This is a genomic window from Acidobacteriota bacterium (assembly GCA_020845575.1).
Taxonomy (GTDB): Bacteria; Acidobacteriota; Vicinamibacteria; order Vicinamibacterales; family Vicinamibacteraceae; genus Luteitalea.
In genome coordinates this window covers 108,202-133,325 of sequence record JADLFL010000016.1, presented here as the reverse complement: position 1 = coordinate 133,325, position 25,124 = coordinate 108,202, and the positions used below count along the sequence as shown (strand labels likewise).

The following is a 25,124-nucleotide window of genomic DNA, read 5'->3' as shown; positions in this document are numbered from 1 at the left end:
GGTCCTATGCCAGTTCCGAGAGTTTCACTGTCTCGCGACGCGCCACCGAGAGGTCTGCCGCGTATGCCACGCGATGGCTCTCGATCGCTGTGTCGAAGTCGGTGAGCGGCATGGGCACGCCGGCGGCCGTCGCGTCGACGAAGGCCTGGAACTGTGGCTGGTACGGATGATCCTTCACGTCGCCCGAATCGATGGGGTGCGTGGCCAACTGCGACCACTCGGTCTTGATCATGCCCGGCAGTCGATCCGTGTACAGCTTCGTGTCGAGCAGCGTCCCGTGGCTGCCCACCAGGTGCGTATGGAAGTAGTACGGCTGGAGGCAGTCGATGCAGGACGTGACCTTGCCGACGCGGCCGTCGGCGAACCGCAGCAGGCTCACCGTGGTGGTCGGGTATTCGTACGGCGAGAAGTGTTCGCTGCGCGAGTTGGTCCCGAGCGCCGTCACTTCGAGGACGGGCGCCTGCATCAGCATCAGCAGGATGTCCATCGCGTGGCAGCCGGCGGTGAGCAGGCTCGACGCGCCCATGTCCTTCTTGATGTTCCAGCCGTACTGCCCGTACCAGGGGCCGATGCCGTGGTAGTAGTCCACCTCGCCGTAGTGCAGGTCGCCGAGCAACCCCTGCTCGACGATCGCGCGCGTCAACGTGAACTGCGCGCTGTAGCGCACCTCGACACACACCATCGCCTGCACGCCGTTGGCGCGGATGGCATCGCGCACGCGCACGGCGTCGGCCCACGACAGCGCGATGGGCTTCTCGATGATGAGGTGCTTGCCGGCGTTGGCCGCCGCGATTGCCTGTTCGGCGTGATAGGGATGCGGCGTGCAGATGTCGATCGCGTCGATGTCGGGATCGGCGAGCATTCCCGCGTAGTCCTGGTAGGCCTTCAGCGGGATACCGTACCGCGCCTCCAGCGCCGCGGGTTCCTGCACGCGGCGCGAGCAGACGGCGGTGACCCGAGCCCCTGTCACGTGTTTGAACGTTTCGATGTGCGCGCCCGCGACCCAGCCGAGCCCGACGATCCCGATTCTCAACTCGCTCATTGTCTCGTGTCGCTCCCGTTGCGGGGTACAGACTACAACACGGTAGGGTCGGCCTACGGTAATGCTGCGATGCCAGGAATGTCCGTCGTTGTGTCCCGTCTCCGGCCTACCGGTTGCCGGCTTGCCGGTTGCCGGTTGCCGGATCCAGATGCGCCAGCAGCTCGCGGGCGGCGGCAAATGGGGTGGTGCGCGACTCTCGCACGGCTGCTTCGAGAGCCGGCCACTTCTCCGACACACGCGCGTCGGCGCGCAGCCGTGCCTCGATCCCCTCCGCGACGAGCGCACGCATCCATGCGAGCGCCTGCTCCTGGCGACGCGTCTCGAACCCGCCGCGCGCCCGCATCTGCGACTCGTGCCGCATGACGATGTCCCAGACCGCCGGCACGCCCGTGCCTGTCGTCGCCGAACACGTGACGACTGGAGGCTGCCATCCGTCGGTGGACGCCGGGAACAGGTGCAGCGCTGCCTTGTACGCCGCACGCGCGGTCTCGGCTCGCGCGGTGTTCTCGCCGTCGGCCTTGTTGATCGCGACGGCATCGGCCATCTCGACGATCCCGCGCTTGATGCCCTGCAACTCGTCTCCCGCCCCGGGCAGAAGGAGCAGCAGGAAGAAGTCGACCATCGATCGGACGGCCGTCTCGGACTGCCCCACCCCCACGGTCTCGACCAGGATGGTGTCGAACCCGGCCGCTTCGCACAGGACGATCGTCTCACGCGTGCGACGCGCGACGCCGCCGAGATGTCCGCGCGAGGGCGACGGCCTGATGTACGCGCGCTCGTGCAGCGCCAGGCGCTCCATGCGCGTCTTGTCACCGAGGATGCTGCCGCCCGATACGGGGCTCGATGGATCGACGCTGAGCACGGCCACGCGCGCGTCGCGCGCGTCGACCAGGTGCATGCCGAGCGCGTCGATGAACGTGCTCTTGCCAACGCCAGGCACGCCGCTCACGCCCACACGCCGCGATCGCCCCGCGTGCGGCAGAACGCCGTCCAGCACCGCCGCCGCAGCATCCGCATCGTCGGGGTGCTCACTCTCGATCAGCGTGATGGCTCGCGCGAGGATCGTGCGGTCGCCGCCGATCACGCCGGCGACGTACACGTCCACGGGCAGGCGCCGCGTGGTCATCACCCTCGCGCCCGCGTGAGCGCGCCGAGGATCTCCTGCGCGCACACGGGAATCGCACTGCCCGGACCGAACACCGCCGTGACACCTGCGTCGATCAACGCGGGGCGATCCTGCGGCGGCACGACGCCACCGACCACGACGAGGATGTCCGGGCGACCGAATCGCGCAAGTTCCGCGATCGCGTCTGGCACGAGCGTCTTGTGTCCACCGGCGAGACTCGACACGCCCAGCACGTGGACGTCGTTCTCCACGGCCATGCGCGCGGCTTCCTGCGGCGTCTGAAAGAGCGGCCCCACGTCCACGTCGAAGCCGACGTCGGCAAACGCCGTTGCGATCACTTTCGCGCCCCGATCGTGGCCGTCCTGTCCGAGCTTGGCCACGAGCAGGCGCGGGCGACGACCTTCCGTCCGCTCGAAGTGTGCGGCCATGGTCCTGGCTCGCTGGAACTCGGGATCGTCAGCGCTCTCGGCCGAATACACGCCGGATATCGTACGGCCGACGGCCTGATACCTGCCGAACACCCGTTCCAGCGCGCCCGAGATCTCGCCGAGCGACGCACGCGCACGTGCCGCGTCGACGGCGAGGGCCAGCAGGTTGCCCGTACGCGCCTCCGCGGCCTGCGTCAGCGCGTCGAGTGCGCGGTTGACGGCGTCCGCATCTCGCCCGGCACGCACGGCCGCGAGGCGCCGAACCTGCGCCTCTCGCACGGCGTGGTTGTCCACCTCCAGCACGTCCACCGGCGCATCATCGTCGCGCGTGTAGCGATTGACTCCGACGATCGTTTCGCGCCCGCTGTCGATGCGTGCCTGACGACGAGCCGCCGCTTCCTCGATGCGGCGCTTCGGCAGGCCGCTCTCGATGGCCCTGGCCATCCCGCCCAGACGCTCGACTTCCCGGATGTGCGCCCACGCGGCGTGCATCAACTCGTGCGTGAGTCCTTCCACGACGTGGCTGCCCGCCCACGGATCGACGACGTGCGTGATGCCCGTCTCCTTCTGGAGATAGATCTGCGTATTGCGTGCGACGCGCGCCGACGCGTCCGTCGGCAACGCCAGCGCCTCGTCGTACGCGTTGGTGTGCAGCGACTGCGTGTGGCCGAGCACCGCCGCCATCGCCTCCACGCAGGTGCGCGTGACGTTGTTGAACACGTCCTGCGCGGTGAGGCTCCAACCAGACGTCTGCGCGTGCGCACGCAGCGCCATCGATCGCGGATCCTTCGGCCCGAAGCTCTTCACGATCCGCGCCCACAGCACGCGCGCCGCGCGCAGCTTGGCGATCTCCGTGAAGTGGTCCATGCCGATCGCCCAGAAGAAGCTGAGTCGCGGAGCGAATGCGTCGATGTCGAGTCCCGCGTCGATCCCCACGCGCAGGTACTCGAGGCCGTCGGCCAGCGTGTACGCCAGCTCCAGATCCGCTGTCGCGCCGGCCTCCTGCATGTGGTAGCCGCTGATAGAGATCGGGTTGAACTGCGGCATGTGCTGCGCGCAGTACCTGAAGATGTCGCCCACGATCCGCATCGAGGCCTCCGGGCCGTAGATGTAGGTATTGCGGACCATGAACTCCTTGAGGATGTCGTTCTGGATCGTCCCCGAGAGCCGCGAGGGCGACACGCCCTGCTCTTCGGCGGCGACGATGTAGAAGGCCATGATCGGGAGGACGGCCCCGTTCATGGTCATGGACACGGACATCTCGTCGAGCGGGATGCCGTCGAAGAGGATCCTCATGTCCTCGACGGTGTCGATGGCGACGCCCGCCTTGCCGACGTCGCCGATCACGCGCGGGTTGTCGGAGTCGTACCCGCGATGCGTGGCGAGATCGAACGCGACCGACAGGCCCTTCTGCCCCGCCGCCAGATTGCGTCGATAGAAGGCGTTCGAGTCCTCCGCCGTCGAGAAGCCCGCGTACTGGCGGATGGTCCACGGCTGGAGCGCGTACATCGTCGCGTACGGGCCGCGGAGGAACGGTGGCAGTCCTGCGGCGTAGTCGAGATGCTCGACAGGCGTCAGCGTCGCGGCAGCCGTCGATGCGCGTCCACCGAGATCGGCGCGATACACGATCGTCGAGAAGTCGGGACGCGTCACGGCGCCATCCCCAGGCGGTCCTGCCAGGCGGTCAGCGTTGTCACAGCATCGAGCGGCATGTCGAGATGCACATCGGTGTCGACCGAACACAGGATGACGAGGTCCGCGCGCTCAGGCAGTGCATCGCCCTGCGTGATGGCCATGCCCGCGCAGCCCAACAGGTTGAGATAGAAGACAGCCCGCGCTCGACTCCGCCTGTCGCCTATGCGCGTGAGCAGGTGAACGACAGGCGTGCGTCCCGTCGACGCGGCGTGCCGTTCCGTCCGCGCACGAATCGCCTCGAACGGCGCAGCGAGTCTCAGAGGTTCAAGGGCATCTTCTGCCGGGCACCGGGCATCGGGCACCGGGCACCGGCCCGCTTTCGCGCTTTCGGCACTACGGCGCGGCAGGCCCGATGGCGTCAGATCCGGGTAGTCGTTCACGCCGACGAGCGTGCGGCGCCTCGTCGCGACGGCACGTATGCGCGCGTCTCGCGTCGCCTGCACCTCGCACGAGAGCATCCCTGCCTCGACGGCTGTCGTGTAACCACCAGCCGACTCGATGGTCTGGAAGTGCGCCCAGGCCTTCCGCGCAAGCACGTCCGTGAGCCACTCGATGAACCACGAGCCGGCGGCCGCATCGGGCGCCGCGGCAAGGTGCGCCTCTTCGATGAGGATGCGCGGCACGTTGTCTGCCAGGTGCGGCGCGAAGCCGTGCGCCTCGACCTCCAGACCGTCTGCGCCGCCGATGACGGCCGCCATCGCTTCGGTGGTGACGCGCAGGAGATTGGGGGGCGTGTCGTACACGCCGGTATTCGTGCGCGACGTGCGTGCGTGAATCCGCACGGGCGGTACCGCATCCTCTCCGACGAACGCAGCCACGACGTTGGCCCACAGCAGACGCGCGGCGCGGAGCTTGGCGATCTCGACGAAGTACGCCGATCCGATCCCGAAGGCGAGCGTGATGCCGCCGGCGGCAACGTCGAACGGCGTGCCGGCGGTGCGTGCGCGATGGAGGCGTTCGACGAGGTCGGCCAGCGACCAGGCCAGTTCCTGCACGGCGTCGGCGCCGGCATCGTGCAGCAGATCGCCACGGATGGCGTCGGGCGGCGTCTCTGCGCTGATCGGCGGTGTCGTCGTGCTCCGCCCGAGAGCGGGCGCAACAGCCGGACTGCCGCCGGCGCGATGGAACGGCTGGACGGCGATTCCCTCGTCGGTCTGCCAGACCAGCCGTGACTCGTAATCCGCCCCTTTCAGGTCTCGTTCGATGACGGCCAGCCAGTCCGCCGTCTCCACCGGAGGGAACCAGTCGCGCAGATCGAGTGGGCCGTCGAGCGGCGCGCCGCGCTCACGCATGGCTGGTGCCTTCCTGCACGACTTCGAGGAGGTAGCCGAGCGCCGTCGCGTCGGTGGACTTCGGATGGACGAAGAAGACGGTCGTGCCGCGCGATCCCCGCCGCGGCGCGGCGTCGATGATGCGGAAGCCGTCGGCCGTCATGGCGTCGAAGGCCGCGTGGATGTCGTGGACGCGGAACGCAAGGTGCGCGATGCCGGGCCTGCGGCCCTGCTTCTCCAGTTGCCGCGCCACTGGCGAGTCCGGCGACAACGGCTCGAGCAGTTGCACGCAGTTGGGCCCGTCGCCCATGCGCAGCAGCACCTCGCGGACCTGATCGGTGCCACGAACGTCCTCGCGATGGATCTCGGCAAACCCGAGCGCCGCGTACAGCCGCACGTGGGCCTCCAGCTCACCCGGCGGCACGGCCACCGCCACGTGATCCACGCACACGAACCCCGGAACGTCGGTCGACACGTCCCGGATCAGAACACAAACGGACCGGCAACGGGCAATCGGCAACCGGCAACCAGTCCCTCGCGAACGGTGGAGCCCCCGGATTTCATCAGGCGGGCGGGAATCACTGGCCGCCGGACAAGGTCCGGCAGCGACACCGTGGCAGCAGCGACACCACCACGGGCCGGGCTCGGAGAGCCGGCCCTACCCTCTGTGGCAGCACGGTCGGCCCACACTCTCTGCGGCAACAGGTAGGGTCGGTCCTCCGGGCCCGACCGCACGACCGCCGGTTCACAAACGGATCGTGCCTCCAGGCGTGGAGAGTGTGAGGCGCAGGCGGGCGACGGGGCCGTGTGCGCTCGTGATGCGTCCAGCGTTTCACTGAGCACACGGACACACGATGCGGCGCGAGGGCGCCGGGAGGGCCGATCCATGAAGGAGAAGTACGTCATCCTGCGTGAATCCTCGACGCGACGACGGGGATCCGGAGCTGGTGCGGCGTCTGCTGGCGCGGAGACCGTCAAGGTCGAGATCGACGAACTGGACCGGCGGTCGAGCCGGGCCGTGGCTGCCAAGAAAGGCGTCAAGGCCGTGGCGCCTGTCATCCCGATGCGTCTCATCGCACCGGTGCCTCAGGCGGACGATGACGCGCAGGCGGCCGCGACAACCGCGTGGGGCATTTCTGCCGTCAAGGCCGACGTCTCGCCTTTCGACGGGAGCGACGTGGTGGTCGCCGTCCTCGACACGGGCATCGCGGCCGGTCATCCCGCGTTTGCCGGCGTCGACGTCCAGGAAGAGGACTTCACCGGCGAGGGCAACGGCGACACGCACGGCCACGGGACGCACTGCGCGGGGACGATCTTCGGGCAGGACGTGAACGGCACGCGCATCGGCATCGCGCGCAACGTGAAGAAGGCGCTCATCGGCAAGGTGCTCGGCGACCAGGGCGGCGGCGGCAGCGACGCCATCCTGAAGGCGATCAACTGGGCGGTCGAGGAAGGCGCCAACGTGATCTCGATGTCGCTCGGCATCGACTTCCCCGGCTTCGTCGACTACCTGATCAACGAGCAGAACGTGCCGGCCGATCTCGCGACGACGATGGCGCTGGAGGGCTATCGGCAGAACGTGCTGCTGTTCGAGCGGCTGGCATCGGTCGTCAAGGCGCAGGAACCGTTCGGCCAGACCACCATCATCATCGCTGCCGCGGGGAACGAGAGCCGACGCAGCGAGAACGCCGACTTCGAGATCGCCTGCAGTCCACCCGCCGTGTCGGAGGGCCTGATCTCGGTGGCCGCACTCGGACTCCAGGGCAGCAAGTTCCGCGTGGCACCGTTCAGCAACACGAACGTGCTCGTCTCGGGTCCCGGCGTGGGCGTGCTGTCGGCGCGGCACACGGGCGGGCTCGTCGCAATGAGCGGCACGAGCATGGCCACCCCGCACGTGGCCGGCGTGGCGGCGTTGTGGATGCAGCGGCTCGCCGCCGACGGCGACGTGACGGGCGCGCAACTCACGGCGCGGCTCATCGCGTCCGGCGTGCGCAACGACATCACCGGCGCCTTCGACGTGGCCGACGTCGGCAGCGGCATGGTGCAGTGCCCTATCTGATTCGTTCGGAGAAGTCCCCGGTGGCCGGGTTGCGCAGGATGAGCCTGGCGCGGCCATCGGGCAGCACTTCGCGCTTGATGACGAACTGCCCTTCGAACATCTCGGGCGCGACGTCGATCCTGCCGGAGCCGCTCCCGCGCCATTCGGGAATGTCGATGGGCGTCCACTGACGGCTGCGGGCCGACTTGTACGCGGCGTCCATCACCGCGTTGACCACCACGCCGTCGTAGAACGTCTCGCGCGGCGGCTTGCCGGCTTCGAGCGCGTTGAACATGTCCGTGAACATGTCGACGTACCCGAGCTCGGAGACCTCGTCGCCCACGGGGAACAACCAGCCGTCGGCACTCTCGGCCTTCTCGGCGATGTACCCCTGCCGGCGCGCGGCGGTGAACATCTCGTAGCCGGTGCGCAGGAAGTGATTCAGCCAGATCGTGCCGCGCGTGCCGGCGATCTCGTCGCGCAGGTCCATGCCTCCGCGGAACGTCCAGCTCACCTCGAACTGTCCCATCGCACCCGACTCGAACCGCACCAGCGCGATCGCGTTGTCTTCGGCCTCGACGGGGTGTACCAGCGTGTCGGCCCAGCACATCACCTCGATCGGCCTGTTCCCCTTGCCGACGAAGCTGCGGATGATCTCGATGCAGTGGCAGCCGAGGTCGATGATCGCGCCGCCACCCGTGAGCCGATGATCCCAGAACCACGCGGCGTGCGGACCGGGATGTGCCTCACGTGCGCGCACCCACGTGACGTCCCCTACCGCGCCTTCCTGCACTGACGCAATGGCCTTGAGCGTCTTCGGCGTGTAACAGAGATCCTCGAGGTATCCGGCGAACACGCCTGCCTGTTCGACGGTGCGGAGCATGCGCCACGCTTCCTCCGCGGTGCGGCCGAGCGGCTTGGTACACAGCACCGCCTTGCCCGCCTGCGCCGCCATCGTCACGGCTTCCTCGTGGAGGTGATTCGGGAGCGCGACGATCACCACCGACGTGTCAGGATGCTCGATGGCCTTGCGCATGTCGGTGACGGCGTGCGGGATGTTCCACCGCCGCGCGACCTCCGCCGCGCGCGACGGCTGGCGCGAGTAGATGACACCCACGCGATCGCGGCTCCGCTGCGCGTGCAGCGTCCGCGTGTAGAACTCGCCGATCAGGCCAGCCCCGAGCATCGTCACGGTGTGGTGCCGCATGTGACATAGCGTAACTGACCTGCGCCGCGGCGCATCCACCTGGACTACGCTTGCGCCATGTCCGAGGCCGCCGCCGACCTGCCCCCCGCCGCTGGCACCACCACGCCGACCGTGCGCAACGTCGCCGTGGACGCCTATCGCGGCTTCGTGATGTTCCTGATGATGGCGGAGGTCCTGCGGCTCGCGCAGGTGGCCGCGGCGTATCCCGGAAGCTGGGCGATTGGCGTCCTCGCGTACCACCAATCGCACGTCGCCTGGGCGGGCGCCTCGCTGCACGACCTGATCCAGCCCTCCTTCTCGCTGCTCGTGGGCGTGGCGCTGGCGTACTCCTTCTCGCGTCGCGTCGCCACCGACGGATTCGCGAAAGCGTTCACGCACGCAGTCTGGCGGTCGCTCATCCTCGTCGCGCTTGGCGTCTTCCTGCGATCGGTCGGGCGGCAGCAGACCAACTTCACCTTCGAGGACACGCTGTCGCAGATCGGCCTTGGCTATCCGTTCCTGTTCCTGCTGGCCACGCAGTCCACGCGGCGGATCTGGATCGCGCTCGGAGTCGTCCTCGGCGGCTACTGGCTGCTGTGGGCGCTCTATCCGGTGGCCGGACCGTCGTACGACTTCGCGTCTGTCGGCGTGCCCGCGGACTGGGCGCACCACTACTCCGGCTTCATGGCGCACTGGAACAAGAACGCCAACGCGGGTCATGCCTTCGACACATGGTTCCTGAACCTGTTCCCGCGCGAGCAACCCCTCATCGCGAACCGCGGCGGCTACCTCACGCTCCGTTTCATCCCCACGCTGGGGACGATGATCCTCGGGCTGCTGGCGGGACGCGAACTGCGGGCGGCGTCACCGCGCGTGCCATTGCGCTGGCTGCTGGTGACAGGCGCGGCGCTGGTGGCAGCCGGCGTCCTGCTGCACGTCATCGGTATCAACCCGATCGTGAAGCGCATCTGGACGCCCGCGTGGACGCTGTTCAGCGGCGGGCTCTGCTTCCTGCTGCTCGCGGGCTTCTCCTGGGTGATCGACGTCAGGGGCTGGCGGCGATGGGCGTTCCCGCTGGTGGTGATCGGCCTGAATTCGATCGCCGCGTACGTGATCGCGCACCTGTGGGAACGCTTCATCGCCTCGTCGTTCAGGACGCACCTCGGTCAGGGCATCTTCGAGACGTTCGGCACAGGCCCCGCCCCGTTCGTGGAAGGCGTGGCGGTGCTGGCGGTGTACTGGCTCACGCTCTACTGGATGTACCAGCGCAAGCTGTTCCTGAAGATCTGAAGCGTCAACCGCGCGCCGATACCAGCCGCAACGCTTCGATTGCGGCGCCGCGCGCGCCGGCGGTGTCGCCGTTGGGCATGATGCGGAGCGGGATGTCCGCCTGCTCCTCGCGTTGCACGGGCATGCCCGCACGGATCTCCGAGAGGAACCACGCCTGGAACTCGGGCGAGGCCTCGATCGCCCCACCGCCGACGATGAGCGCGTCGGGGTCGAAGACGTTCACCATCTGATCGAAGAAGAGTCCGAGAGCGTGCGCCTGCGCGCGGAAGATGTCGAGGCACATCGCGTCGCCGCGCTCGGCCAGGCCACGCACCTTCTTCGCGGCGTCACGCACGTCGAGCGACGCCAGTTCATGGCCCGGATACTTCGCCAGGAACGCCGGCAGCAACGTGTTGCGTATGGCGGTGAGCGAGCACACGGATTCGAGATCGCCGATGCGCCCGCAGTTGCAGTGCGGGTCCACTGTCTCGAGTCCGGCGATGCGCTGCGTGGGGATCAGCACGTGGCCGCACTCGCCACCGAATCCCGCACGTCCGGTGACCACCCGCCCGTCGACGATGACCCCACCGCCGAGACCGGTGCCGACGATGGCGGAGACCGACGTGGCCGGCGCGCGGCCGAAGATGTTGAAGTGCCCCCACAGCGCCCCGGCATTACCGTCGTTGAGATAACTGACGGGTCGCTTCAGAAGTCGCGTCAGGTTGCCGGGCAGGTCGAAGCCCGCCCATTCCGGATGGACGAAGTTGGTGGAGCCCTTCGCGCTCAGCACGCCGGTCGCACTCGCGGGTCCCGGCGTGTCGAGGCCGACGGCGATGATGTCGTCCGCGGCCACGCCCGCCTTCCCTGCCGCGATTGCGAGACCGTCGACGATCTGCTGGAGGCAGACGTCAGGCCCCTCGACGCTGCGTGCCGGATGCTCGCAGAGGTCCTCGATGAGGAACCGGCCGTCGAGGTCGATGAGCGTGTAGTTGACGGCCGTGCCGCCGAGATCGATGCCCGCGATGAGCTGCATGCGGACAATGTAGTCCGGCAACAGGCAACCGGCAACGGGCAACCGGGGCCCGCTGCCCGCCCGAGAGGAGAAAATTCCCCTCGTGTTGCGAGGAAATGCACACCAGTCGCACGGCGCCGGGCGATGGGACGCAAAGATCCCGATGCACGCTGCCGAGCGGCGCGGCACTCTCCTTGCACATCGATTCGACAGCCGCGGGTGTCGGGTTCATCCCGGCCGTCCAGGAGGTGCCCATGTCGGTCTTCAACACCATCGTCGCCGCCGTCGACTTCAGTGATACGTCAGACGATGCGTTGCGCGTGGCGTGCGATCTGGTGAGGTTTCACGGCAGCCGTCTGCACGTGCTGCACGTGATTCCCGATGCCAGGCAGCAGGCCTGGAGCGTTGAAGCGCCGGGGCTCGACTTCTCTGCTCTGCAAGAGGAGAGCATGGCGGAAGCCGAGCGCATGCTGGCGAACCGGACGGAGGCGGCCACGACCGGCCTCGCGCACGTCACGCGCGTGGTCGTGGCGGGCCTCCCCGCGGCGCGTGAGATCGCCCAGTACGCGGCCACGCACAGCGCCGATCTCATCGTCGTGGGCTCGCACGGCTACGGTCCGGTGCGGCGGCTGGTCCTCGGCAGCGTTGCGGACCGCGTCGTCCGCATGGCGCCCTGCCCCGTGATGACCGTTCCGCACCACACGCTGCGCGCGACGTCCCCCGATTGGGTGGCGGCGTCGGAGCAGGACGAGGGCAGCATCGCGGAAGCGTGAATCCGGCAACGGGCAACGGGCAACGGGCAACCGGTAGGGCCACCGCATCTGCCGTGTGACCGGTTGCCGGTTGCCGATTGCCGGTTGCCGGCGCGGTAACCGGTTGCCGGCGCGGTAAACTGTCGTCCCGCATGTCCGACGCATCTACGCCCGCCAGCGCCGTTCCGGCCGCACCGCTCGATTTCATCAGGCAGATCATCACCGAGGACGTCAGGGCAGGCCGGCATGGCGGCCAGGTGCATACGCGCTTCCCGCCGGAGCCCAATGGCTACCTGCACATCGGGCACGCCAAGTCGATCTGCCTGAACTTCGGCGTGGCGGCCGATTTCGGCGGCGCGTGCAACCTGCGCCTCGACGACACGAATCCCACGAAGGAAGACGTCGAGTACGTCGACTCGATTCGTGAGGACGTCCGCTGGCTCGGGTTCGACTGGGGCGAGCGCGAGTTCTACGCATCGGACTACTTCGAGCGGATCTACGCATGCGCTGTCGCGCTCATCGAGCGCAACCTGGCCTACGTGGACAGCCTCACCGCCGACGAGATCCGCACGTATCGCGGCACGCTCACGCAGCCCGGACGGAACTCGCCGTATCGCGATCGACCGGTCGAGGAGAACCTGTCGCTCTTCACGCGCATGCGGCAGGGCGAGTTCCCCGACGGCACGCACGTGCTGCGCGCGCGCATCGACATGGCGTCGCCCAACATGAACATGCGCGACCCCACGCTGTTCCGGATCCGCCACGCGCATCATCACCGCACCGGCGATGCCTGGCCGATCTATCCGATGTACGACTTCGCGCACGCGTTGTCGGACGCCTTCGAGGGCATCACGCACTCGCTGTGCACGCTGGAGTTCGAGGATCACCGGCCGCTGTACAACTGGATCATCGAGCAGTTCCCCGGCCTGCCCGGTACGCCGCAGCAAATCGAGTTCGCGCGCCTGAACCTCACCTACACGGTGATGAGCAAGCGGAAGCTGCTCGAACTCGTGGAGAAGCACTTCGTCTCGGGATGGGACGATCCGCGCATGCCGACGATCTCGGGGATGCGCCGGCGCGGCTACACGCCCCGGGCCATTCGCGAGTTCTGCGCCCGCATCGGCGTGGCCAAGAACGAGAGCCTCATCGACGTGGCGCTGCTCGAACACAGCGTGCGCGAAGACCTGAACGGCATCGCACCGCGGGCGATGGCCGTGCTCCGTCCGCTCAAGGTGGTCATCGAGAACTATCCTGACGGGCAGGTCGAGATGCTCGAGGCCGTCAACAACCCCGAGGACGCGTCGGCAGGCACGCGTCAGGTGCCGTTCACGAAGGAGCTCTACATCGAGCAGGACGACTTCCGCGAAGTCCCGCCGCGCAAGTTCTTCCGTCTCTATCCCGGCAACGAGGTGCGCCTGCGCTACGCCTACATCATCCGCTGCGAGTCGGTGGTGAAGGACGCGGCCGGTGAGATCGTCGAACTGCGCTGTACGTACGACCCCGACACGCGAGGCGGTTCGACGTCGGGAGAGCGGCGCGTGAAAGGCACGCTCCACTGGGTGTCCGCCCCGCACGCCGTGCGAGCCGAAGTCCGGCTCTACGACCGACTCTTCACCACGGAACAGCCGGGCACCGACGACAGCCGTCACTTCACCGAGGCGATGAACCCCGACGCGCTGATCGTGGTGCCCGATGCGCTGGTGGAGCCGTCGCTTGCGTCGGCGCCGGCGGGCGTCACCTGTCAGTTCGAACGATTGGGGTACTTCTGCGCCGATCCCGATGGGACGGCCGAGCGGCCGGTGTTCAACCGCACCGTCACGCTGCGCGATTCGTGGGCCCGGATCGAGAAAGCTCAGTCAGGCTGAGCGTTCAGGCCGCCGTGTTGCCGCGCGCGACCGCTGGGAGATGGCGCGCAAGCACATCCTGCAGCGCGTCGCGGCGCACGGGTTTGGCCAGGTAGTCGCTCATACCCGCGGCCAGGCATCGCTCACGGTCGCCCGAGAGGGCGTTGGCCGTCAGCGCCACCACCGCGACGTCGGCGGCCGGTCCGGGTAGCGCGCGAATCTTTCGCGTCGCCTCGAACCCGTCGCAGACGGGCATCTGGCAGTCCATCAGGACCAGGTCGTAGTGGCCGGTCGCGGCCGCCTCGACGGCCAGGCTTCCGTTCTCCACCACGTCCACTTCGCACCCGCACTTCTCGAGCATCAGGCGCGCCACGCGCTGGTTGACGGCATTGTCCTCGGCCACGAGGACGCGCGCGGCACGCGCGGGCCCGTGTGCGAGAGGAGCCGGCACGGGCGCAGGCGTGACGACGTCGGGCACGGGGGGCCGCCGGCCGATCCGCTCGAGTTCGGCGAGGAGCTCGCTGCGGCGCACGGGTTTCATGAGTCGCGCGGTGCGCGCCATGGTCGCCGACGCTCCCGTGAGGCGGGAGGTGAGCAGGATGACGGTGAGCGGGTGCGGGGCGCGAGCGCGCAGGCTCTCGGCCAGTCGCACACCGCCACCGCCGGCCAACTCCTCGTCGACGAGTACCACGTGCGGCCAGCCTGCCGCGTCGATACCCACGGCCGCCTCGTCGGCGGTGCGCGCGGTGCTCACCGACAGTCCTGCCTCGAGCAGCGTCTGCTCCAGCATCACGAGGGTGGCCCGGCTGTCGTCCACGACGAGCACGCGCATGCCACCGAGCGCGTCGACATCCGGCGTGGCAGGTGCCGCGCCGGTCCTGGTACAGGGCACCGTGAACCAGAACGTGGTCCCCTCACCGACGGCGCTCACGACACCGATGTGTCCGCCGAGCAATTCGACGATGCGCCGTGAGATGGCAAGGCCGAGGCCCGTTCCACCGAACCTTCGTGTGGTCGATGCGTCAGCCTGCGTGAACGCGTCGAAGAGACGGGCCTGCGCCTGCGGTGAGATGCCGATACCCGTGTCGCTGACCTCGAAGCGCAACACCGCCTGGCCCTCGGTGACATGCTGCGCGGAGACGCGAATCGCGACGTCGCCGTTCTCGGTGAACTTGATCGCGTTGCCAACGAGATTGAGCAGTACCTGCCGCAGGCGTCCCGGGTCGCCGACGAGATTGCGCGGCACGTCAGGGGCGACTCGGCACGTCAGGTCCAGCCCCTTCGCGACGGCACGTCCACCCATCAGGCGAGCGACCTCGTCGGCCAGTGCCTCGGGGTCGAGGCCGATGCGCTCGAACTCCAGCCTGCCCGACTCGACCTTCGAGAAGTCGAGGACGTCGTTGATCACGTTGAGGAGGACGTCGCCCGACGTGCGCACCGTCTCCAGGAGCTGTCGCTGCTCGTCGGAGAGCGGCGTGTCGAGCAGCAGATCCGTGATGCCGATCACCGCGTTCATGGGCGTGCGGATCTCGTGGCTCATGGACGCCAGGAACTCGGATTTGGCTCGCGTGGCCGCGAGGGCCTGCGCGTGCGCGGCTTCGAGCGCTTCCTCGGCGGCCTTGTACTCCGAGATGTCCACCATCACGCCAATCAGTTCGCGCGGCGCACCATCTTCGACGATGACCGACACGATGTCGCGCAACCAGACGAGCCGTCCGTCCTGCGAGAACACGCGGTAGTCCATCGTGTGATCGCGCCGCTCCTGCGTGGCACGGCGACGATAGCGGCCCACCCAGTCGCGATCGTCGGTGTGGAGGATGGCGGCAAACGCACCAGCGTCGGCCGTCCACCGGCCCACGGGATACCCGAGCAACTGCTCGGCCTCCTGGCTGACGAAGGTGAAGCGCTCGGTCGCCACGTCCATGCGCCAGACGATGGCCTTCACCGAGTGCACGAGCTGCCGCATCTGGCGCTCCGTGGCACGCAGCGCCTCCTCCGCCTCTTCGCGGCGGCGTGCGGAGATCGCTTCGGCGCGGACCTTGGCCGCCACCTCGCGGCGCATCCGGCGGTACCTGGTGAGTCCCCACCCGGACACCAGCGCCGTCAGGCCGGCGAGGGCGATCTGGACGCCAGACGAGGGGATGTCGGACGACGTCGTCTGGGCATGTGCCGTCGCCGCGGCGCTCAACAGCGCGCACGTGCTTCCGACGACGATCCTTCCCCAGGGCTGCGTTGTCACCAATGCTCCGGCCGCGCCGACCGCATGGCGCTGTTCCGGTATTCGGCCCGGGGGCAGGAAACGTGAAGCGTACGGACCGGCGGCGGGTGCTATACTCGTGTGCTGCACCGGCGTACGTGGACGCGCCGGGACACCGTGCACGGTGGGTGTAGCTCAAGGGCAGAGCGCCGGACTGTGGCTCCGGATGTTGGGGGTTCGAATCCCCTCACCCACCCCAACTCGCCTTTGGCGAGTTGGATGTGGGTGGGCGTCTTCAGGCCCTCGACCATCGCGCTTCGCGCTCGGTCTTCGGGCTCGAATCCCCCCGACAGCCTGGCACCACGACGCTCCACTGCTCGGCCGTCGCGCTTTGCGCTCGGCCTCCGGACTGGAATCTCCGTCGACACGCCTGCAGGACGAGTCTCCAGTACTCGACCGTCGCGCTTTGCGCTCTCGTTCCTGCTCGTCGTGACGACGCTGGCCGTGGCGGAACTGAAGGGCTGTGTCGAACACCGGATGCTCCACGCGCGCTACGGGACGAGCGTGCCGACCCCGCTCGGCGGGGCGCCGCTCGAACTCGCGGTCCGAGGCGATCGGTGTGCCTCGAAGAACAGGTACGCACCCTCCTCCGGGTCGTCGATGACGTGACGCGCAAGCCGTCGCTCCCACCATCGATTCACGGGCCCGTCGGGATTGCCCACCCATCGTCCGGTGAGACGCCATCGCACGAGCCTCGCCACGCTCGCGTAGTGCGCGAGATCGAACAGCGCGTGAGCGCGGCGGCTCATGTAGGGCCGCATGCGGTCGACGACAAAGCCGTGATGCTCGAGACGCCGGCGCCACACGCCGGCGTCGTGTACGTGGTGGTGCAGGGAGTGCCGGTGGAACCAGCGGGCGTAGGCATCGGCGAGCCTGTGGGCACCGACTCGCGTCAGCTGCGTGGAGACCCAGAGAAACGCCCCGAAGCGGGGCCCGGGTACGCCGAAGACGAGCCGCCCGTCTGCGCGCACGACGCGGGCGATCTCACCCAGTGCGGCGTCGAGTCCCTCGACGTGTTCGAGCACGCAGTTGGCGACGACGGCCGAGAACGCGCCGGTCGCAAACGGGAGGTGCTCCGCCCGAGCGCGCACGCAGATGGTGTGTCGCCCCCGGAGACGCGCCTCGATGAGACGTGGGGCATCGGCGTCGATGCCGGCCGCCACGGGGTGGTCGAAGGCGAACGCCGCTAACAGCCCGTCGCCGCAACCGACATCGAGCAGTCGTGGTTCGAGACGTCCCGCCTCCGCGATCAGGCGGCACTCGATCGTCCGGATCAAGGCACGGAACGCGGGCACCTGCTGCAGATGCCCGCGCAGCACCCGGCGCCAGCGCGCGTCACGGCCTGACGACGCGTGTGACTCATTCATCGACCGGCGCCACCTGTGGCTCGTACCGCATCAGCCAGTCGCGCAACGCGCTCAGGCCATCGCGCAGCGGCGTCCTGGGCCTCCAGCCGAGTTCGGCAGACGCGCGCCGGATGTCGGAGATGTACACGAGTTGGTCGGCCGGTCGCCACGGGGCAAGCTCGGCGCGAAGCTCTGCGCCCGTCACGTCAGCAAGCTGACCTCTGAACTCGTGCCAGATACTGGATGACGTGCCGGGACCACCTCCGACGTTGTACGCACGTCCGGCAGTGCGGTCGACACGCTGCATCGCCAGGTCGAAGGCGTCGAGCAGGTCGTCCACGTAGAGCAGGTCGCGTACCTGTTTGCCGTCGCCGAAGATGCGCACTTCGTCGCCGCGCAGCGCGGCGCGCATCAACCACGCCACCCACCCCTGATCCTCCGAGCCGAACTGTCCTGGTCCGTAGATGCAGCTCTGACGAAAGACCACCGCACGCAGGCCGTAGAGCCTGGCATAGTCGCGCACGTACTGGTCAGCCGCCGCGTTCGAACAGGCGTACGGCGTCTGCGGGTCGAGCGGTTCCGACTCGTCGATGCCGTGAGGCCGCGTCGACAGCACGTATCGCGTGGCTGCCTCCTCGACGGGACACCGGGCGAGCGCGCCGTACACCTTGTTCGTACTGGCGTGCACCAGCCGTGCGCGGGGGGCGTGTCGCCGCAGTCCTTCGAGTACGTTCAGCGTGCCGAGCGCGTTGACCTCGAAGTCGTGCCGCGGGTCGCGCATCGAATCGGTCACGGCCACCTGCCCGGCGAGATGGACGACGAGATCGCTGTCGCGACAGCACGCCGCAACCGCGTCGGCATCGGTCACGCTCACACGAACCAGGTCGACGGCCGCCGTGCCCAACTCCTCGCGAAGCCACTGCATGCGGCCGGCGCTGCCGCTCCGCGACAGGTCGTCGAGGATGGTGACCCGATCGCCACGCCCGACCGCGCGGTGAACGTAGCGCGACCCGATGAAGCCCGCACCTCCGGTCACCAGGACGCGCGCCATGTCAGTGCGCCCTCAGCAGCCGCTCGACGACCTGCGCGTTCTCGTCGGGTGAGAACCGGCGCGCCAGCTCCGTCCGAGACAGAGTGGGCGTCGCGGGAGACTCGAGCTGCTCGACAATCGCCGCCGCCAGCGCTGCGGCGTCACCGACCGGCACCACCCGGCCGAATCCCGTCATGCGGACGGGCTGACGCACGCCAGGAAGGTCTGATGCCACCACGGGCACGCCCTGCAGCATGGCTTCGATCTGCACGAGTCCGAAGCTCTCGGTGCAGTTGAGGCTCGGCACGACCAGCACGGACAGGCGGCGGTAGAACGCTGTCATGTCGTCCGGCGACAGCACGCCCAGAAAGCGCCAGCGGCCGGCGGCTTCGAGCGGCGCGATGCGCGGCAGCAGGCGGGCGCGCAGGTCCTCCTCGCCCCAGACGCCGTCGACCTGACCGGCAAAGAGCACCGTCGCGTCCGGAACCCGGCTCAGCACGCGGGGCAGCGCGTCGAGCAGGACGTCCACGCCCTTCTCGGTCGCCAGGCGTGTCGCCATGCCGATGACCCGTCGCTCGACGTGACCGTTCGCCGACCCCGACACCGGCGTCTCGTCGGCAATGGGTGGCAGTGCGGTCACGACCTTCGGCGCATGCCGTCGCAGGAGCGGCGAACTCGCCGCGAAGTCATCGGTGTAGGTCACCACGTGGTGCGCGGCACGTGCGGCCACGTGGTTGGCCGCGTCGACGACATGCTCGGTCACGCGATTCAGGAAGCCCGCCGGCAGTCGCAGGTCGCAATGATGGATGAGGACGGTCGGCCGCCGAAGGGCGCGTGCGCGGAGTGCGATGCCCGCGGCGTCCAACTGCGGCAGGTGCAGGAGCACGGCGTCGTGACGCAGGAGCTCTCGCGTGGCGCGCCACCCGATCGCAGGCATCAGGACGCCCTTGCCGACACGGGCCCACACGGGCACGCGCTCGATGCGCACGCCTTCGGACATTTCGCTGCGTGCGAGATGACGGTCGTACCGGGATGTGAGCACGGTCACCCGATGTCCGCGGAGCACGAGCGCACGGGCGAGACGTTCGGCATACAGCGTCAGACCGCTGATGTGGGGGCGGTAGTACGTCAGCGCCACGAGGATGCGCATCGAGGACGCGCGATGGTAGCACGCAGGTAGACTCGGTACGCATGACCGGCTCCAGCAGATGGTTCGATGTGCACTGGGCGGTTCTGGTGCTCCTCGTGGTGCTGGTGGCCGTGTGGCTGCGCGCGACGGGTTTCGACTGGGATCGTCGTCGCCTGCTGCACCCCGATGAGCGCTTCCTCGTGATGACGACAGCGACGCTGTCGCTTCCCGATAACCTCGCGTCGTATCTCGACGCCTCGCGGTCGCCCCTCAACCCGCGTCGTCCGGACCGCCCCTTTGCGTACGGCACGCTGCCGCTGACGGTCACGCGCGTGGCGCTCGCCCACGTCGAGCACCCGACGCATGCCGCCATCGTGATGGTGGGCCGCGGGCTCGGCGTGCTGGCCGACATGACCACGCTGCTCGTCCTCGGGTGGCTGGCCCGCCGTCTCTACGACACGCGCATCGCCGTACTCGCGATGGCCCTGTATGCGTGCGCCGTTCTGCCGATTCAGCACAGTCACTTCTTCGTCGTCGAGCCGTTCCTGACGCTGTGCTGCACACTGGCGCTGGCGGCCACTGCCATGCTGCATGCCCGATGGCACTGGGGGTGGGCCGCCGCGGCGGGTGGTGCGGCATCACTGGCCATCGCCTGCAAGGTGACGGGGGTGCTCGTGCTGGGTCCCCTCGCTGCCGTGATGGCAGCGTCGACGCTCCCGACCTTCACGCGTGACGGAGTACGTGCCGCGCTGCGAGCGATCGCGCCGGCCGCCATCGCCGCTGGCGCGGTGGGCCTGCTCGTGCTGCGCATCGCGGCCCCCGACATGTTCGATGCGAGCTGGGTCCCGCGACCGTCCGCACGGTGGCTCGCCGACATGCGCACGGTGGCGCGGCAGGCCGCCGGCATCGACGATCTGCCGCCGTCGTTCCAGTGGGCACATCGGCCGCGCATCTGGTACCCGTGGTGGAACCTCGTGCGTTTCGGGCTGGGGCCAGCGCTCGGCCTGACCGCCACGTGCGCCGCCATCGCCGCCTTCTGGCTGTCGCTCGGCGACTGGCGCACGCGACATTTCGTGCCTGCACTCTGGTGCGCCTTGCTCGGCGTCAGCGTGGGAACGCAGTTCGTGCCGGCGATGCGCTATCTCCTGCCGGCCTATCCGATGCTGTGCCTGCTTGCGGCGTGGGCGCTCGTGGCGTTGTGGCGGCGCGCCGCACCCCGACATCGGTGGCTGCGGCTGGCGACCGCAGGCCTCGCGGCGCTGGTCGTCGTCTCCACGGCCGCGTGGGCGCTGGCCTTCACCGCCGTCTATCGCGAACTGCATCCGCGCCTCGCGGCGTCGCGCTGGATCTTCGACACCATCCCGGCCGGAACGGTACTGACCGCCGAAGCCTGGGACGATGCACTGCCCATCTCGGCGAGCATCCACACACACGCGTCGCGCTACACGATTCTTACGCTTCCAGTGACCGACGAGGACACGCCGGCCAAGGTGGACGTCCTCGTCGACGCCCTGGATCGCGCCGAGTACGTGGTGCTCTCGAGCGGGCGCAACGCCGACATGCTCCCTCGCCTGCCGGCGCGGTTTCCGGTGATGGTCCGGTACTACGACGCGCTGCGCGACGGGCGCCTCGGATTCGACCTCGTGCGCGAGTTCTCGGTGACGCCGAGGCTGGGTCGCGTGGCCCTCGACGACGCGACCGCCGAGGAAGCCTTCACCGTCTACGACCATCCGCACGTGCGGATCTACCGGAAACACGCGCGATGGTCCGCACGCGCGGCGCGCGCGCTCCTGTCGGACGTCGACTGGCTCGGCATCGTGCGGACGTCGGCCGTCCAGGCATCGAGGGCACCTGGCCTGCTCGCCCTCTCGGAGGCGCGCCGGGAGGCGCTCGACGTCGAGGGGTCGTGGCGTTCGGGGCCACACGCACGGTTCGCGTCGCCACGGCACGGCGCGGCGGCCGTCGCCGCGTGGATGCTCATGGTGCTGATCGTCGCGATCCTGGCCTGGCCGGCGTGCTCGGTGCTGCTGCCGCACGCGTGGGGGCGGGGCGCGCTCGTGGCGCCGGCACTCGGCTTGCTCTGGATATCGTGGGCGGTGTGGATGGCAGGCAGCCTCTGGCCCGGGCATGTGACCTACGGCGTGCTGGTGGCGGCGGTCGCGAGTACGGGCCTGGTGTCGACCGCTCTCGTATGGCCGCAGCGTGACGCGTGGCTGCGGCGCCTGCGGATCGAGCGATGGCTGCTCGCTCGCCATGCCGGTGCGTTCGCGCTCGCCTGCCTGGCCGGCATTGCGCTCCGCGCCATCAATCCGGACCTTTGGCACCCGGTGCTCGGCGGCGAGAAGCCGATGGACATCGCGCTCCTCACGGCACTGGTACGCGCCGACGGATTTCCGGTCGCCGATCCCTGGTTCGCTGGCGGAGTGCTGAACTACTACTACGGCGGGTACCTGCCCGTCGCGGTCCTGTGTCGGCTCGTGGGTGTCGAGCCGGCCGTCGGCTACACCCTGGCTGTCGGCACATGGTGGGCGATGACGGCGGGCGGCGTGGCGGTCGTCGCCGGAACGCTCGTGGCGCATCTGCATCCACGGCGGCGTGTCTGGCCGTGGGCACTGCTCGGCGCTGCGCTCGGCGTGGTGGCCGGCAACCTTCGCCAGATGGACCTCCTCTGGAGGTACGTACGCGGGCACGCGGTGGAGACCACGTCGTGGTTCTGGCATGCCAGTCGCGCGATTCCCGCGCCTGCGGGCGAGGCACTGCCCATCACGGAGTTCCCGTTCTTCACGTTCCTCTTCGCCGACCTCCATGCGCACCTGTTGTCCATGCCCTGGCTGCTGGCGCTGCTGCTCGTGGCCGGGCATGCCGCCGTCCACGCACGCCTGACGGTCGGCGTCGCACTCGGCGGTCTGATTCTGGGCATGCTGGCGTCCACCAATGCCTGGGACGCACCGGGCGCCTTCCTGCTCCTGTCAACGGCGCTCTGCATCGGCGTCTGGCACCGGTCGCACCACGCGTCCCCGCTGCCGCACATCGTGCGCCGCTGCCTCGTGCTCGTCGGCGGCCTGTGCGCCGTGGCGGTCGTTGCCTCGTGGCCGTTCTGGTCCGTCTACGTCTCGCCCGCTGGCGGCGTGGGCGTGTGGCGCGGCTCGCGATCGGCGTGGTGGGCGCTGCTCGCCGTTCATGGACCGTTCCTGCTCGTGCTGCTTCCCGCGGCCGCCATCGTGCGCCGCGCCGACCGGTGGCGCGGCACCGCCGCCTCGGCGTGGATCGTCGCGCTGGTCGTCGCTGGCGTGGCGTATGTCGCGGCCGCCGAAGTCGTCGTTGTCCGCGGTGACGTCGGACGCATGAACACCGTCTTCAAGACCTACCTGCTGGTCTGGTTGCTCTGGAGCACCGCCGTCCCCGCGGCGTGGCTCGTCGCGTATACGTGGCTCGCCGAGCATCACCGCCGCCGTGCGAACGCCTTCGTGGTCGTGACGACGATGGCAGGCGTGGCCATGCTGGCGTATCCCGCGACGGCGATGTGGCCGCGCCTCGCGCTGCGTATGGCGCCAGACGCACCTCGAGGAGTAGACGGCACGGCGTTCATGCCGCACGCCACACTGCAGACCGCCGCGGGCAGTTTCGATCTCGGCGACGATCACGCCGTCATCCGCTGGCTGCTCGACACGGCCGTGGGCACGCCCGTCGTCGCCGAAGCCCAGACGGATCAGTATCAATGGGGCGGGCGCATCAGCGCGCACACCGGGCTACCCACGATTCTCGGATGGACATGGCACGCACGACAGCAGCGTGCGGCGCTACCGGTGTCCCTCGTTGCGCGCCGCTGGCGCGATGTGCGTCGGCTGTACGGCTCACGCTCGAGTGACGAGGCGTGGCGGATCGCCAGACGATACGATGTGACCTACCTCGTCGTGGGCCACCTCGAACGGCAGACGTATCCTGCCGAGGGCCTCGACAAATTCGCCGCCGATCCTCGGTGGCAGCGCGTGTTCAGGTCAGGCACGACCGATGTCTACGAGCGGATCGATGCCCGACGCAGGTGAGGCGCGCCGCGACCGTAACCGCTGCCACTCTCCTGGGCTCACGCGCCCCGTTTGAAAGCGCGCCTGATCGCGGCCTTGACGTCGACGCCGAACTCCGGGTGTCTGGCGGTGCCCTTGATGTGGATCGGGAACTCGGTGGCGCCGTCGTGGCGGAACAGGCCGTCGAGGGGGCGCAGCAGCAGCGCCTTCTTGCCGTCGATCATGCGCGACACGCCCGCCTCGAGCCTGACGCGGCCGGCGAAGTCGAGCCGCTGTCCCTCGAACGCGTAGGAACCAGCAAGCTGGACGCGCGCGCCGTCGACGCGGAACGACAGCGCCGGAAATCGGATCATGCCATCGGCCATCCGGAAGCGGCCGCTGAAGGCCGACACCACGCGCGCGATCTCCGCGTCGTTCGGTCGTCCCTGCGCGCGCCGGCTCAACTCGTCGAGCTTGGCCTGCAGCGCGGTGCTCGTGAACGTGGCGTTGGCCAGCGTGAAGCGGCCGGCGAGCACCATCCGCTGCATCACCTTCTCTGGGCCCGGCGGAATCAGGAGAGAACCGTCGACCTTGACCCGTCCGCGCATCGCGGGCTTGCCATCCACGACCAGCGACAGGATCTCTTCGAGCCGCCCGTCGAGGATCTGCATCGCGAGGTCGACGGTGCGCCCGCGCCGGTCTTCCGCCTTCACGATGCCGCCCGTCACGCGGACGGGCGTCTTCGCCCCGAGCACGGCTTCGGCTGGCTGCAGGTACGTGTTGCCGTTGGTGCCATCGACCACGACCGTGAATCGCGCGTCGACGGGCAGCGTCCTGCCGCCGACGTCGAGATCGAACTGCGGCGTGAGGCTCGTGCCGACGGCTTCGATGCGTTCGATCACGCCGCCGTAGCGACCCTCGGCCTGCAGCCTGCCACCGATGCCGCGGATCGTCGAGAGGTCGGCGTCGGTGAAGCGGAACGTCGCGTCGAGAGGCGTGCGTGCCGGGATGTCCACCTGCCACGGGCCGAAGGTGCCTGTCGTGGCGATGTTCCCGCGCGGCTTCGGGTTCTCGACGATGGCGTCGAAGGCCATGGGGCGATCCGTGGAGATGTCGCGCACGGTGAGCGCGTGCAGCACGAACCGCCGCGGCAGCTTCTTCTTGTCGCGCGGCAGCACGACCACCGTCGCATCGTCTGCCGTGACGCGGTCGATGACGACAGCCGGCTCGCCACGTACGGCCGACGGCGCTGGTGACTCGGTGCGATAGACAGGCTCCCGCGCGCGTGCCTCCGCCGCCTTCTCCGCGCGTTCCTCCGGCGTGGCCGTGCTCGGGGGAATCGCGATGGCGAGGCCTTCGAGCCTGATCTCGTCGATGCGGCGCGGCGCGTGCAGCAACGCTCGCCACGACACGGTGGTTTCGAACCGATCGATGTGAATCAACGGCGCGATGTCGCGGTGCTCACGATGCCTGATCGCGAGTGGCCCACCGGCGATGCGCGTGACGGGTCCCGGCGTCACCTCCAGCGACCCGAGTTCGACGTCGCTCGCGAGTCGCGCTTCGAGGACTTCGACGGCCTTCACCCGCAGCCACCCCTCCGCGCGCGGTGCCAGCGAGACCGCGGCGACCACGGCAAGCAGCGCGACAACGATGGCCCCGCCGAGGAGGGCCAGGACAACACGGCGCAACCGGGGT

17 protein-coding genes and 1 tRNA gene are annotated in these 25,124 nt (G+C 69.0%); 6 read left to right on the top strand and 12 right to left on the bottom strand.

Features of this window, described 5'->3' with window-relative positions; all coding sequences use genetic code 11:
* Positions 1-4: 4 nt before the first annotated feature.
* From IT182_04880 to IT182_04860, 5 genes are all read right to left on the bottom strand, one after another.
* Positions 5-1,042, bottom strand: a complete 1,038-nt coding sequence (locus IT182_04880) for a Gfo/Idh/MocA family oxidoreductase (protein MCC6162665.1) — start codon at positions 1,040-1,042, stop codon at positions 5-7.
* A 106-nt stretch (positions 1,043-1,148) separates the two neighbouring features.
* Positions 1,149-2,168, bottom strand: a complete 1,020-nt coding sequence (gene meaB, locus IT182_04875) for a methylmalonyl Co-A mutase-associated GTPase MeaB (protein ID MCC6162664.1) — start codon at positions 2,166-2,168, stop codon at positions 1,149-1,151.
* Positions 2,168-4,249: a methylmalonyl-CoA mutase gene (scpA, locus tag IT182_04870; GenBank protein ID MCC6162663.1), complete on the bottom strand. Its 2,082-nt coding sequence runs from the start codon at positions 4,247-4,249 to the stop codon at positions 2,168-2,170. The genes meaB and scpA overlap by 1 nt, the downstream gene beginning before the upstream one ends.
* Positions 4,246-5,583, bottom strand: coding sequence for a hypothetical protein (locus IT182_04865; protein ID MCC6162662.1), 1,338 nt, complete (start codon positions 5,581-5,583; stop codon positions 4,246-4,248). The genes scpA and IT182_04865 overlap by 4 nt, the downstream gene beginning before the upstream one ends.
* Entirely contained in the window at positions 5,576-6,037 is a 462-nt protein-coding gene (locus IT182_04860; GenBank protein ID MCC6162661.1) for a VOC family protein, read from the bottom strand. Before IT182_04860 ends, IT182_04865 begins: the two co-directional genes overlap by 8 nt.
* Before the next feature lie 411 nt (positions 6,038-6,448).
* On the opposite strand from IT182_04860, the gene IT182_04855 reads away from it, so the two are divergent.
* The gene (locus IT182_04855; protein ID MCC6162660.1) at positions 6,449-7,621 is read left to right on the top strand and encodes a S8 family serine peptidase; all 1,173 of its coding nucleotides are present in this window, start codon (positions 6,449-6,451) and stop codon (positions 7,619-7,621) included.
* Here IT182_04855 and IT182_04850 read toward each other — a convergent pair.
* Positions 7,614-8,807: a Gfo/Idh/MocA family oxidoreductase gene (locus IT182_04850; GenBank protein ID MCC6162659.1), complete on the bottom strand. Its 1,194-nt coding sequence runs from the start codon at positions 8,805-8,807 to the stop codon at positions 7,614-7,616. The two genes, IT182_04855 and IT182_04850, sit on opposite strands and share 8 nt — an antisense overlap.
* A 126-nt stretch (positions 8,808-8,933) precedes the next feature.
* Between IT182_04850 and IT182_04845 the strand changes: the two genes are divergently transcribed.
* Positions 8,934-10,076, top strand: coding sequence for a DUF5009 domain-containing protein (locus tag IT182_04845; GenBank protein MCC6162658.1), 1,143 nt, complete (start codon positions 8,934-8,936; stop codon positions 10,074-10,076).
* Between the two features lie 4 nt (positions 10,077-10,080).
* Here the strand turns inward: IT182_04845 and IT182_04840 are convergent, their stop codons facing one another.
* On the bottom strand, positions 10,081-11,088 hold the full coding sequence (locus IT182_04840) for an ROK family protein (protein ID MCC6162657.1): 1,008 nt from the start codon (positions 11,086-11,088) through the stop codon (positions 10,081-10,083).
* A 233-nt stretch (positions 11,089-11,321) separates the two neighbouring features.
* Between IT182_04840 and IT182_04835 the strand changes: the two genes are divergently transcribed.
* On the top strand, positions 11,322-11,840 hold the full coding sequence (locus IT182_04835; protein ID MCC6162656.1) for a universal stress protein: 519 nt from the start codon (positions 11,322-11,324) through the stop codon (positions 11,838-11,840).
* Positions 11,841-11,971: 131 nt separating this feature from the next.
* Positions 11,972-13,684, top strand: coding sequence for a glutamine--tRNA ligase/YqeY domain fusion protein (locus tag IT182_04830; protein MCC6162655.1), 1,713 nt, complete (start codon positions 11,972-11,974; stop codon positions 13,682-13,684).
* A gap of 4 nt (positions 13,685-13,688) precedes the next feature.
* Here IT182_04830 and IT182_04825 read toward each other — a convergent pair whose 3' ends face one another.
* Positions 13,689-15,902: a response regulator gene (locus tag IT182_04825; protein MCC6162654.1), complete on the bottom strand. Its 2,214-nt coding sequence runs from the start codon at positions 15,900-15,902 to the stop codon at positions 13,689-13,691.
* 142 nt (positions 15,903-16,044) lie between these two features.
* Here IT182_04825 and IT182_04820 point away from each other — a divergent pair.
* Positions 16,045-16,119: transfer RNA gene (locus tag IT182_04820), tRNA-His, on the top strand.
* Between the two features lie 292 nt (positions 16,120-16,411).
* Here the strand turns inward: IT182_04820 and IT182_04815 are convergent.
* The 3 genes from IT182_04815 to IT182_04805 are packed head-to-tail and all read right to left on the bottom strand — an operon-like array spanning position 16,412 to position 19,446.
* Positions 16,412-17,287 carry a class I SAM-dependent methyltransferase gene (locus tag IT182_04815; GenBank protein ID MCC6162653.1) on the bottom strand — a complete coding sequence of 292 codons (876 nt, stop codon included), beginning with the start codon at positions 17,285-17,287 and terminating at the stop codon, positions 16,412-16,414.
* Entirely contained in the window at positions 17,280-18,317 is a 1,038-nt protein-coding gene (locus IT182_04810; GenBank protein ID MCC6162652.1) for an NAD-dependent epimerase/dehydratase family protein, read from the bottom strand. The genes IT182_04815 and IT182_04810 overlap by 8 nt, the downstream gene beginning before the upstream one ends.
* Position 18,318: 1 nt before the next feature.
* The gene (locus IT182_04805; GenBank protein ID MCC6162651.1) at positions 18,319-19,446 is read right to left on the bottom strand and encodes a glycosyltransferase family 4 protein; all 1,128 of its coding nucleotides are present in this window, start codon (positions 19,444-19,446) and stop codon (positions 18,319-18,321) included.
* A 41-nt stretch (positions 19,447-19,487) separates the two neighbouring features.
* On the opposite strand from IT182_04805, the gene IT182_04800 reads away from it, so the two are divergent.
* A complete protein-coding gene (locus IT182_04800; protein MCC6162650.1) occupies positions 19,488-23,471 on the top strand; it encodes a glycosyltransferase family 39 protein in 3,984 nt (1,327 codons plus the stop codon).
* A gap of 38 nt (positions 23,472-23,509) precedes the next feature.
* On the opposite strand, the gene IT182_04795 is transcribed toward IT182_04800, so the two are convergent.
* A complete protein-coding gene (locus IT182_04795) occupies positions 23,510-25,117 on the bottom strand; it encodes a hypothetical protein (GenBank protein ID MCC6162649.1) in 1,608 nt (535 codons plus the stop codon).
* Between the last annotated feature and the right edge of the window lie 7 nt (positions 25,118-25,124).